General features: G+C 69.1%; 11 protein-coding genes. 2 read left to right on the top strand and 9 right to left on the bottom strand.

Going from position 1 to position 11373, the window contains the following annotated elements; translation table 11 throughout:
- Positions 1-32: 32 nt before the first annotated feature.
- Genes ACFU7D_RS25485 through ACFU7D_RS25455 form a run of 7 tightly spaced genes read right to left on the bottom strand, consistent with a single transcriptional unit; the run spans position 33 to position 7805 of the window.
- Positions 33-2363, bottom strand: coding sequence for a PQQ-dependent sugar dehydrogenase (locus ACFU7D_RS25485; RefSeq protein ID WP_378872656.1), 2331 nt, complete (start codon positions 2361-2363; stop codon positions 33-35).
- Between the two features lie 25 nt (positions 2364-2388).
- Complete coding sequence (locus tag ACFU7D_RS25480) at positions 2389-3123, bottom strand: hypothetical protein (RefSeq protein WP_378872653.1); 735 nt, start codon at positions 3121-3123, stop codon at positions 2389-2391.
- An 18-nt stretch (positions 3124-3141) separates the two neighbouring features.
- Complete coding sequence (locus tag ACFU7D_RS25475) at positions 3142-3900, bottom strand: ABC transporter ATP-binding protein (RefSeq protein WP_378872649.1); 759 nt, start codon at positions 3898-3900, stop codon at positions 3142-3144.
- A complete protein-coding gene (locus tag ACFU7D_RS25470; RefSeq protein ID WP_378872646.1) occupies positions 3893-4639 on the bottom strand; it encodes an ABC transporter ATP-binding protein in 747 nt (248 codons plus the stop codon). The genes ACFU7D_RS25475 and ACFU7D_RS25470 overlap by 8 nt, the downstream gene beginning before the upstream one ends.
- Complete coding sequence (locus ACFU7D_RS25465) at positions 4636-5655, bottom strand: branched-chain amino acid ABC transporter permease (RefSeq protein WP_378872644.1); 1020 nt, start codon at positions 5653-5655, stop codon at positions 4636-4638. The genes ACFU7D_RS25470 and ACFU7D_RS25465 overlap by 4 nt, the downstream gene beginning before the upstream one ends.
- 19 nt (positions 5656-5674) lie before the next feature.
- Positions 5675-6559 carry a branched-chain amino acid ABC transporter permease gene (locus tag ACFU7D_RS25460; protein WP_378730784.1) on the bottom strand — a complete coding sequence of 295 codons (885 nt, stop codon included), beginning with the start codon at positions 6557-6559 and terminating at the stop codon, positions 5675-5677.
- Between the two features lie 4 nt (positions 6560-6563).
- The gene (locus ACFU7D_RS25455) at positions 6564-7805 is read right to left on the bottom strand and encodes an amino acid ABC transporter substrate-binding protein (protein ID WP_378872641.1); all 1242 of its coding nucleotides are present in this window, start codon (positions 7803-7805) and stop codon (positions 6564-6566) included.
- 104 nt (positions 7806-7909) lie between these two features.
- Between ACFU7D_RS25455 and ACFU7D_RS25450 the strand changes: the two genes are divergently transcribed.
- Both ACFU7D_RS25450 and arfB read left to right on the top strand, forming a co-directional pair.
- Positions 7910-8941, top strand: a complete 1032-nt coding sequence (locus ACFU7D_RS25450; RefSeq protein WP_378730780.1) for a LacI family DNA-binding transcriptional regulator — start codon at positions 7910-7912, stop codon at positions 8939-8941.
- 23 nt (positions 8942-8964) lie between these two features.
- Positions 8965-9390, top strand: coding sequence for an alternative ribosome rescue aminoacyl-tRNA hydrolase ArfB (gene arfB, locus ACFU7D_RS25445; protein ID WP_378872638.1), 426 nt, complete (start codon positions 8965-8967; stop codon positions 9388-9390).
- Between the two features lie 287 nt (positions 9391-9677).
- On the opposite strand, the gene ACFU7D_RS25440 is transcribed toward arfB, so the two are convergent.
- Both ACFU7D_RS25440 and ACFU7D_RS25435 read right to left on the bottom strand, forming a co-directional pair.
- Positions 9678-10199, bottom strand: coding sequence for a GNAT family N-acetyltransferase (locus tag ACFU7D_RS25440; protein ID WP_378872636.1), 522 nt, complete (start codon positions 10197-10199; stop codon positions 9678-9680).
- Positions 10200-10332: 133 nt separating this feature from the next.
- Positions 10333-11271, bottom strand: a complete 939-nt coding sequence (locus ACFU7D_RS25435; RefSeq protein WP_378872633.1) for a DUF559 domain-containing protein — start codon at positions 11269-11271, stop codon at positions 10333-10335.
- Between the last annotated feature and the right edge of the window lie 102 nt (positions 11272-11373).

Here is an 11373-nt window from a genome sequence, read left to right as displayed (position 1 = left end):
TCGATGAACCGGGCCGTGCACCCTCGACGGGGTCAGCGGCCGTTGACGAACCGCTGATACTGGGCCCGCGCCTCGTCCGGGGTGATCGCCCGGTCGAGGAACATCAGCGAGTCCATCCGGCAGTTGCAGGGGTTCCGCTCGACGGTGTCCTGCGGGAAGGATCCGCCGACCTTGATGCCTCGCGGCAACGTGTCGGAGGTGCCGGTGCCGTCGACCTGCCACGGGTCACCGGCGGTGGTGTAGAACCCGTCGACGGCCTTCCCGTTGCGGTAGAGCGCCATCTTGCCCGTGGTGTAGTCGAACGTCGCCGCCAGGTGCACCCACTGACCTCGTGGCAGCAGGGTCTGCCAGTCCGCCGAGGCGGCGAAGGTTTGCGAGGCCCCCTCATCGAGCCGGCGTCCCAGCGCGACCAGGCGCAGGGTGCCGTCGACGTTGATGAGCTCGAGCAGGGCGCGTACGCCGTGGCCGTCGGAGTTGCCCGACAGCACCCCGGAGAGCCCGATCGCGTTGAACCGGTCCGCGGGATCGGCGGTCAGCGAGTTGAGCGCGGGCCCGTCCATGTCGACCTTGAACCAGCCGGCCAGGGTGATCTGCTCCGCCCCGGCGAACGGTGCCAGGGACGCGACCCCGTTCTGGTTCCACGTACCCGCCTTCCAGTCGTCGTTGCCGTTGACCTCAGGGTTGACCTGCTGGGTCTGCAGGGCGTTGTTGCTGGTCCGGTACGCCGAGTCACCCACCTGCATCGCGTTGCCGCCGTTGACCTGGTTCAGCAGCGTCCGGGAGTAGCCCTGGTCCTCCTCGCGCGCCCCCGGAGCGAAGGGGTGCTCGAAGTCGTAGTAGCTGACCAGGTTCTCGCGCAGCGACGGCACGACCTCGCTCGGCCACGGCTTGTGCACCGTGTTCACGACCTTCCAGATCTTCCCGTTGGCCTTGGCCAGCAGGTAGAGGTTGCGACGCGAGTCGGTGCCGAAGCGCAGGTCGACGCGCGGGTCGTCGACGAAGTCCTGCATCGAGAGCCGCTTGCCGGATGTGTCGAAGAGCTGCATCTCGTGCAGGGTCGCCTCGCGGCTGCTGCCCCGGCGCATCTGCTTGGCGTCGGTCCAGTAGACCTCGCCGTTGACCAGGTCACCGAAGACGTACTTGCCCCGCAGGTTGTCCAGCTTCCCGCGATAGACGACACCGCCGCTGACCGCGTGGCCGCTGTCGGAGGTGCAGGAGTAGTTGGCCGGCGGGTCGTGGTCGAAGGACGCGACCGGGAGCGTGTAGCCGGACATGTCGTAGTCGTCGGGCACCGTGTAGAGGGCGCACTCGTCGGTGTTGTCGTAGAGCAGCCGGCCCTCGATCTCGCTCCAGCCGAGGTTGTCCCCGGCCCGTACGTCGTAGACGCCCTCGATCGCGTGCTGACCGATGTGGCCGAGCAGGAGGGTGCCCTTCTCGACGTCCCAGGAGAACCGGTGCGGGTCGCGCATGCCGTACGCCCAGATCTCGCCGATCGCGCCCTCCCGGTCGACGAACGGGTTGCTCTCCGGCACCCCGTACGCCCCGTTGCGGCCGTCGCGGGCGAGCGGGTCGATCCGCAGGATCTTGCCGAAGGGGTTGGCGAGGTTCTGCGGGTCGTCGCTCTTCACCCCGTTGCCGCCGTCGCCGGAGGCGATGTAGAGCAGCCCGTAGTCCTCGTCGCCGCGCTCGGCGGTCGGGTTGAAGTCGATCTGCTGGATGGCGTGGATCTGGCCTGCGAAGTCGATCCGCATCACCTCACGGCTGGTGCCTGCGAAGGTGTCGGCGGTCGGGTCGGTGGCGTGCCACTCGGTCACGACGCTGACGGTCCGCCCGGAGCCGGGATTGGTCTGGGACGGGAAGGTGGGCGTCTTGGCGAAGCCGCCGAAGCGCTCGGTGTGGGTGGTGTAGAAGAGCCCGTTCCTCTTGAAGTCGGGGTGGAAGGTGATGAACCCGGCTCCGCTGCCCAGACCCGCACCGGACCAGAAGTCCGGGAAGTGGTCCTTCACGTCGAGATACTCGTGCTGCTGCCCGCGGTCGAGCAGATACATCGGCCCGTTGAGGTCGGGGACGTACATCCGGCCCGAGCCGTCGGGGACCTCGCCGATGAAGTTGATGCGGTTGTGACGTACGAGGCGCTGGTCGGTGGGGGCGGGGTAGGGCTCGGTCTCGGGGAGCTGCGTGACCTCCTGGAGCACGAGACCGAGGCTGCTGCGTACGGGCTGTTCGGGGATGGGATCGGGGACGGGCTCGCTGCCGGGGATGGCGGCGTTGGCAGAGAGTGCGGGGGTGAGCAGCGCGGCGAGCATGGCGCCGACGGCGATGCCGGCGCGTGCCTGTCTGCCCCATAGACGTGAGGTTTCCATGGGCTCTTCTCCTTACCGAGGGGTATCAGCGATGACGTAGCCCCGCGACGGTGACGTCACGGATGCGGCCGAAGTTGTCGAAGGAACCGAAGCCGAACCGGCCTCCGGCGAAGGTGGTGTCGGTGGCGGTCATCCGGGGCTCGTCGGCACCGTCGAGGTAGACCGCGATCGCGCCTGTGCGGGCGTTGTAGTCGAGGCGTACGTCGTGCCAGTCGGCGTCGGTGATCGACGGCTCCGCGCCGACCGAGCCGTTCCACTGGTCGTCGATGCGCAGCCGGTCGGCGTCGTTGACCACGAAGATGCCGTTGTGGGGGTAGATGGTGTTGTCGGTCGAGAGGTGGGCGTAGTAGAAGCGCGTCGGGGACTGGTAGTTCCAGACCAGGATCACGTCTCGGTTGGTGACCTCGACCGCCTCGTCGATGCGGACCTGGGCGCGGTAGGTCAGCGAGCCGAGCTCGGGACCCTTGGTCACCACTGCGTACTCGAAGGGGCGCCGCGGGCCGGGCTGTGCCGTCCCCGGCTCGGTCAGGATCACCTGACCCTTCTCGAAGGCCCACTTGTCATCGGTCACCGGGTCCCAGTCGGCCAGGCTGGCCCTGGGCTTGACCACGGCCAGGCCGGGGCCTTCGGTGGGCTGTGCATGTTCTTGGGCCTGGGCTCCGGCGAGCGGAGCGGCCAGGGCCACTGCGAGGGCGATCACACCGGCGCGTACGCCTCGCCCCACCATTCGGTTCAGCGTCGATCTCCTGTTCCAACTCATGGCTGCTTCTTCCTTCCCCTAATCGGGACCGTCGGTGGCCCCTGCTGAGGTCGTTGCGGCTCCCCCGAGATAGAGCTCCGCCATCCGCGGATCGGCGAGCAGGTCGGATGCCCGACCGGCGATGTGCACCTTCCCCAGATCGAGTACGCACCCCAGGTCCGCCGACTCCAGGGCCCGCCGGGCGTTCTGCTCGACGAGCAGGACCGCCAGACCGGCGTCCCGCATGCGTACGACCTGCTCGAACACGGTGGCGGTGGTCTTCGGGTCCAGGCCCATGCTGGGCTCGTCGAGCAGCACGACCTTCGGGCTGACCATCAGCGAGCGGGCGAACTCGACCTGCTTCTGCTGCCCGCCCGAGAGCGCGCCGGCGAGGGTGTTCCACCGCTCGGCGACGACCGGGAAGAGGCTCTTGACGAACTCCGTCCGCTCGGCCACCGCCGCCGGGTCGCGCACCGTGTAGGCGCCCAGCCCGACGTTCTCGGCCACGGTCATCTCCTTGAAGACGGAGTGGCCCTGGAGGACGTGGGCCATGCCCGCGCGCAGCATCTGCTGCGGCCCGTTGCGGGTGACGTCCTTGCCGTCGACCGTGATGGTCCCCGAGCGTGGGGTGAGCATCCCGCTGGCGACCTTGAGCACGGTGGACTTGCCCGCCCCGTTCGGACCGACCAGACAGACGATCTGACCTGCGGGAACGGTGACGGTGAGGCCTCGCAGCACCAGGGCGGCACGGCCGTAGCCGGCCTCGATGTCGCGCAGCTCGAGGAGAGGTTCAGACACCAAGGTAGGCCTCCAGGACTCGTGGGTCGGTCTGCACGTCCGCCGGCGCACCGGAGGCGATCGGGCGGCCGCGGTCGAAGACCACGACATGGTCGGAGAGGCTCATCACCAGCTCCATGTTGTGCTCGACGATGACGAAGGTGCGGCCCTCGGCGTTGAGCTCGCGCACGAGCGTGGCGATCCTCCCGATCAGTGCCGGGTTCACGCCGCCGGCCGGCTCGTCGAGCATGATCGTGTCGGGCTCGGCCATCAGCACCCCGGCGAGCTCGAGCAGCTTCTGCTGCCCGTAGGAGATGTCGCGGGCCTCGCTGCGCTCGAGGTGCTCGATGCCGACCCGGGCCAGCAGCTCCCGCGCCCGGGCGATGTCGTCGGGGTTGTGCGCCCCGCGCAGCCGGTGGACCAGTCCCGTCGACCGGACCCCGGCGAGCACGTTGTCGAGCACCGTCATCCGCGGGAAGATCCGGCACAGCTGGAAGCTGCGCCCGAGCCCGGCCCGCGCGATCCGGTGAGGTGCGTGGCCGGTCACGTCGCGGCCCTGGTAGGTCACGGTGCCCGAGTCGGGCCGGATCATCCCGGTCACGCAGTTGAAGAAGGTGGTCTTTCCCGACCCGTTCGGGCCGATCAGGGCGTTGATCTTGCCCTCCTGGAAGCTGACCGTCGCCCCGTCCACGGCGCGTACGCCGCCGAAGGACTTGGTCAGGCCGTCCGTCTCCAGACCGTGCTTGATCGGATCGGTCATGACTTCGCCTCCTCGAGCGCCTTGCGCTCCTCGGCTAGCTGGGCGGCGTCGACCTCGCGGATCGAGGTGTCGCCGGGGCGGAACCGGTCGAGCTGCGATGTCAGCCACGGGATGACCCCGTCGGGCATGAAGAGCACGACGAGGGCGAGCAGCAGACCGAGCGCGACCAGGTGCAGCTGGGTGTCGCCGTACTGGTTCTTGAAGAACTCGACCGCATAGCCCACGATCACGGCGCCGACGACCGGGCCGAGCAGGCTGCGTACGCCGCCCAGGAGCGACATCAGCACCAGGTACGAGCCGGTCAGGATCGAGAACTGGAAGATCGGGTCGAGCGACCCGAACCAGAGGGCGTACATCCCTCCCGCCATCGCGGTCATGAACGCCGAGACGACGAAGACGACCAGCTTGTAGGCGAACGTGGGCACGCCCAGCGCCTGGGCCTTGTCCTCGTCCTCCCGGATCGCCTTGAGCCCGGTGCCGAGCCGGGAGCGGTCGATCACCCACCACAGGGCGAGCGCGATCAGGGTCAGCCCGACGAACAGGTAGAAGAACCGCTCGTGCTGCTCGGGCCGGAGTACGTCGGGGCCGAACGGCCGCGGCACCCGCAGCCCGTTCGACCCGCCGGTCACCTCGGCCCAGCTCTGTGCGACCAGCAGCAGGATGAGAACCAGCGCGATCGAGACGATCACGAACGAGGCGCCCCGGACCCGCAGCGACGCGATCCCGATCGGCACGGCGGCCAAGCCCACGAGCACGGCCGCGACGACCATCGAGATCCACGGGTTCACGCCGGCCTCGGTCACCAGCAGCGCGGTGGCGTAGCCACCCAGACCGGAGTAGGCGGCGTGTCCCAGCGAGATGTAGCCGGTCAGCCCGCCGACGAAGTTCCACGCCACCGCGAGCGCGGCGTAGCTGGCGATCACCACGCCCACCGACAAGATGAACGGGTCCGGCGCGAGCGCCGGGAAGGCGAGCACGAGGCCGAGCAGGACGGCGGCCACGACGAGCTTGGTCACCAAAGACGTACGGCTGTGTCTAGAAGCGCTGAGCAAGACGACCTCCGAAGAAACCCTGGGGGCGGAACATGAGGGTGGCGAAGAGAGCGAGGTAGAAGACCGTCTGCGCCCAGGTGGTGCCCATCGGGATCTGCAGCAGGGCCTGGCCGACCCCGAGGACCATCGCCGCGACGGCAGCACCGGGGATCGACCCGAGGCCGCCGATCACGATGATTGCCATCAGCGGTCCGATCCAGTGCCAGTGCAGCGAGGGGTAGATGGTGGCGTCGAGCGCGAGCGCGGTGCCACCGACCGCCGCGGTCGCCAGGCCGAGCCCGAAGCCGAAGCCGGCGATCCGGTCGGTGTCGATGCCGAGCAGCTGGGCGGCCTCACGGTGCTGGATCGTGGCGCGCAGCGCCTGGCCGAAGCGGGTCTTCTTGAGCAGCAGGTAGAGCGCGAGGAGCGAGACCGCGGCCAGCCCGAAGGCGACCAGCTTGACCACCGCGATCCGCGCTCCCCACAGCTCCAGGCTCGCACTGGAGTAGCCGAGCTGGATCCGTCGCTGAGTGCCGGAGAAGAGGTAGCCGAGCCCGCCCTCGATGACCAGCGCGATCGCGAAGGTCAGCAGCACCGACATCATCGTCAGCGTCGCCGGCCGCAGCCGGGAGAGCAGCGCGCGCTGCATCCCGTAGCCGGCCGCGAAGAAGAGCGGCACGGTGATGATCAGCGAGAGCAGCGGGTCGAGCCCGGTCTGCGTCGTGAAGAACCAGGCCAGGTACGCAGCCAGGATCAGGAACGCGGAGTGGGCGATCATCACGACCCGCATGACGCCGAAGTAGAGCGTCAGGCCGGCGGCGAGCAGGGCATAGAGGCCTCCGAGCAGCAGCCCCAGGATCAGGCTCTGCAGGAGAAGGGACATCGACATGGACTCACCACGCCGGCTTCGGGAAGACGAACTCGGCCTCGGCCTGGTCCTCGGGCAGGACGATCTTGATCTCGCCGTCCACCCACTGCTGGATCATGTGGGCGCTCTGCGGACGACCCTTCTCGTCCCAGCTCAACGGCCCGACGACGGTCTCGACCTCGTTCTCGTGCAGCCAGTCGATCAGCTTGGACTGGCAGTCGGGGTCGGGCTCGGCGCACTCGACCGCCTCGACCGCCGCCGCGACGACCTGACCGGTGGTCCAGGCGTTGGCCTCGTCCTCACCCGGCGCCTCGCCGTGCTTCTCCTCGTAGAACTTCACGAACTCCTGGTTCTCCGGATAGTCCGCCTTCGTGGTGTAGCCGGTGGGCGCGATGATGCCCTGCGTCTTGTCGCCGATCGCCTCGGCGAACTCGGTCTCGGTCGGCGCGGTCGAGAACGCGGCCAGCTTGGGCTGGTAGTTCAGCTGCTGCAGCGCGACGATCAGGTTGACGCCGTCCTGGTATTGGCTGCCGCCCACGACCATGTCCGCCTTGGTGTCGGCGATCTTGGCCGCGATGCTGCTGAAGTCGGTGGTGTTGGGCGGGTAGACCTCGTCCGCGACGGTCTTGATGCCGCCCTCCTCCAGCGCGTCCTTGAGCCCGTAGGCGGTGCCCTGGGCGAACGGGTCGTCCATGGAGGCGTACGCAGCGGTCTTGGGTCGCTCGCTCTCGGGCATCGCGAGGATGTGCTCGGCGAGGAGCTTGTAGTGGTCGTTCGCCACGGCAGGGGCGGCGTAGAAGAGGTTCTCGAAGCCCTCCTCGAAGACCTCCGGCGCCGCGCCGGCAGGCTCGACGAAGAGGTAGCCGTAGTCCTGAGCGACCTGGGCGGCCGGGATCACCAGGCGGGTGGAGAACGGGCCGACGACCAGGTCGACCTGCTCCTGGTTGATCAGCTTCTCGTAGTCGGCGGCGACACGCTCGGCGCTCGACTGGTCGTCGAGCATCTCCAGGCGTACGTCACGGCCGAGCAGGCCGCCGTTGGCGTTGACGTATTCGGCCCAGGCCTCGTATCCGCGCTGGATGCCCTTGCCGGGCTCGCTGAAGTCGCCGGTCAGGGGAAGCGAGATGCCGATCACGATCTCGTCGTCGCCGCCTCCTTCCTCGGCTGCACCACAGGCGGCGAGGGTGGAGGCGAGAGTCACGGCCGCCGCGGCAGCCAGGGTTGCTCTTGACCGCTTGCTCGCGGTGGGGGTCTTCGTGAAGCGCATCTGCGGGTCTCCTCTACGAAAGCGCTTACGTAAGCGTTTACGATGACGTTACCGACTCTCGCTTAGTGTGGCAAGAGTCACATTCCTGACGACAAGGGGCATCGATGGTCCGAACCAACCGCTCCCCCCGCCTGATCGACGTCGCACATGCGTCCGGCGTCTCGATCGCAACCGCGTCCCGCGCGCTCTCCGGAACCCCCGGTGTCAGCGACTCGGTGGCCGAGAAGGTCCGCCAGGCGGCACGCGAGCTCGGCTATGTCGCCAATCTCCATGCCCGCTCGCTCGCCAGCGGATCGACCGCGACCATCGGGCTCGTCGTGCACGAGATCGGCGACCCCTACTTCTCCGAGATCGCCAGCGGCGTGCTCAGCCTCGCCGCCGAACACGGGCGCACCGTGCAGATCTGCCACACCGGCCGCGACCCCGAGGCCGAGGTGGAGCAGGTACGCAGCCTGGTGGCCAACCGCGTCGGCGCGATCCTGATCGCGGGGTCGGGCTTCGTGGACGCCTCGGTGGAGGCACCGATGCGACTCGAGGTGCAGCGCTACGCGGAGGCGGGCGGTCGGGTCGCCGTCGTCGGCAAGCACCACCTCGGGGTCGACAGCGTGCTGCCCGACAACCGCCCCGGCGGCCGTGCCGTCGCCGAGCACATCCTCGGCCTGGGCCACCGGCGCATCGTGGTCGTCTCGGGCACCCTGGAGCTGACCACCGTCGCCGACCGTCTCGACGGGGTGCGCGACGCGCTCGAGGCGGCGGGGCTCGACGCACGCGACGTACCCGTCCTCGAGGGGCCGTTCACCCGCGAGGGCGGGCGCGAGTGCATTCGCCGGATGCTCGCCGACCACCCGCGTACGACCGCTGTCATCGCCCTCAACGACGACATGGCCATCGGGTGTCTCTCGCAGCTGCGCAGTGCCGGGGTCTCGGTGCCGGGCCAGGTCTCGGTCAGCGGGTTCGACGACGTCGCCGTCGCCCAGGACCTCTCCCCCGGACTCACCACCGTCCGGCTGCCGATGGCCGAGATGGGAGCCCGGGCGCTGACGCTGGCGCTGAAGGAGCCCGGCGCGCGTGCGCGGCGACAGCGGGTCCCCGCCGAGCTCGTGGTGCGCGACTCGACCGGGCCCGCCGTTCCGTAGACCGGCGGTCTAGGGTTCTTGGGGTGAAGGATCTTCGGGTACCACCGGGCCCCGGGCTGCCCGAGGGTCTCGTCATCCCCGACACCGAGCTGGTCGAGCGCTTCTCCCGCTCGCCCGGCCCAGGCGGGCAGTCGGTCAACACCACCGACTCCCGCGTCGAGCTCTCCTGGGACCCGTCCGCCTCCGTCGCTCTCGACGAGCGCCAGCGGGCCCGCCTCCTCGCCCGCTCCCCGGGGCCGCTCGTCGTCGTCTCCCACGAGCAGCGTTCCCAGCACCGCAACCGGGTAGCCGCCCGCGAGCGCCTCGCCGACCGCATCCGCACCCTCCTCGCCCCACCCCCTCCCACCCGCCGCCCCACCAAACCCACCCGCGGTTCCAAGGAGCGCCGCCTCGACGCCAAGCGCCAGCGCGGCCAGACCAAGCAGCTCCGCGGCCGAGTCCAGGACTGAACCCCGCCGAAGCGTCACCCCCGTCAGCCGAGCCGTCACCTACGTCGGGCGAGCCGTCAAGTACGTCAGCCGAGGGGTCACCACAGTCGGCCGAAACGTCAGCCCCGCAGGCCGAAGCGTCACGTACGCGAATCGAGACGTCACCCGGAGACGTCTCGATTCGCGTAAGTGACGCTTCGAACGACTGAAGCGACATCTCGACCGACGGGAGGGACTTCTCGACCAACCGGAGCGACGTCTCGACCGACCGGGGCGACGCCTCGGCCGACGTGCGTGCCCTCTCGGCGTCAGGCGGGGTCGGGGTCGGTGGCCAGCCGGGCGTGGGTCTCGGTGTCGTAGCGGACGCCGTCGTAGAGCAGCTTCTGGCGTTCGCGGCCCTCGACGACGAAGCCGGCGGCGGTGGCGACGTGGCACGATCCGGGGTTGTCGAGCCGGTGGCCGGTCTCGAGGCGGAAGAGGTCGAGCTCGTCGAAGCAGTACCTCGACAGGAGCTTCAGGCCGGTGCTGCCGACGCCCCTCCCGCGGTGCTTCTCGAGGGTCCAGTAGGAGATCCAGCCGATGCTGTGGACACGCAGCTGGGTGGTGACCCGCATCTGCCCGAGGATCTCGTCGCCGTCGACCACGGCGAAGGTGTAGCCCCGGTCGGCCGCCGCGTCCTCGGCCCAGCCGGCGATCAACCGCTCGGCGTCCCCGACGGTGGCGACATCCGCCGGCCGCTCGGTCTCCATGCCGACCCCGTCGTACGCAGCGAGCAGGACCGCCGCGTCCGACTCCTCCCACTCCCGAAGCCGAAACCCGTCACGCACCATGCGACACACGATAGCCGGGTGGAGCCGTGCTCGATCCGTGCACCTTCACCACCCCCAGAAGTGCACCAATCGCGCACATGCACGATTCGTGCGCCAATCAGCCAAGCACGAGTGCACAGATCGTTCACGGTCGTCAGCGGATCACCGGGAAGTGGGGGCGCCAGGCGTCCGAGAGCCGCTTCGGCACTCCCGGTTCGCCCCGCTCCAGCAGCACCCGGTGGATCTTCGCCACAGTCAGGTCGGGGCGACGGAAGAGACCCTTTGCGACGACGGTCAGGATGCGCCAGCCATCGTCGTCGGCCTCCTCGCGTCGCTCGAGGTCGCGCTCCCACTGCTCGGCGGGATGCTGCTTGCCGTCGTACTCGACAACGGTCTTCGATGCCACATACACCAGGTCGTGCTCTCGCTTGAGCATGCCGTCCCCGGTGCCCACGAGGACGTTGATCCGCGGCTCGGGGAGCCCGGCGAGCACGATCAGCATGCGCAAGCGGGTCTCCATCGGCGAGCGCACCTTGTCGCGTACGTAGCCCGCCGCCGTCGCGGCGAGGCGCGAGCCGGGCAACGTCCCGGAGCCTGAGAAGTCAGCCAACGTCGCCGGCGTCACGCCCCGGTGATGGCGTACGAGATGGTCGCCCGCCACGACGAGGTCGACCAGGCTCACCTGACTCCCGAGCTCGGCGAAGAGCTGATCGGGCGAGGAGACCCCGATGCCGTCGAGGACCACTGCTCGCGGCTTCTTCAGCACATGACAGACGATCCCAGGATGCGTACGACGGTGAGACCCTGCGGTCACCGTCACATGCTCGTCGGGCAGCGTCGGGATCGGCACGCCATAGACCCGGGCCGCGGAGGCATGACTGGCGAAACCGTTGCCACGGAACGGCACGAGGGCAGCCTGGACGCGCTGCAGCGGCGTCGGCGGCGCATCGGCGGCTACGTACACACCGCTGAAGAGGCGTACGAAGCGCGGGCCGCGCAACGTGCTCGGCTTCAGCTTCGCCTTCGCGGCATCGGCTCGCGAGAACGGTCGTGATGTGTCCAGGACGAAGTCCTCGCCGGATGTGTCCCCCATGAAGGCATCATCCGCCGCCCGTGCACGATCCGTGCGCCCTTGAGGAGATCATCGGTGCATAGATCGTGCACATGAACGATCGGTGCACTCGCCGAACACCGG

The organism is Nocardioides sp. NPDC057577, from assembly GCF_042801335.1.
In the GTDB taxonomy this organism is placed as follows: Bacteria; Actinomycetota; Actinomycetes; order Propionibacteriales; family Nocardioidaceae; genus Nocardioides.
This window is presented reverse-complemented; position numbering and strand designations above follow the sequence as displayed.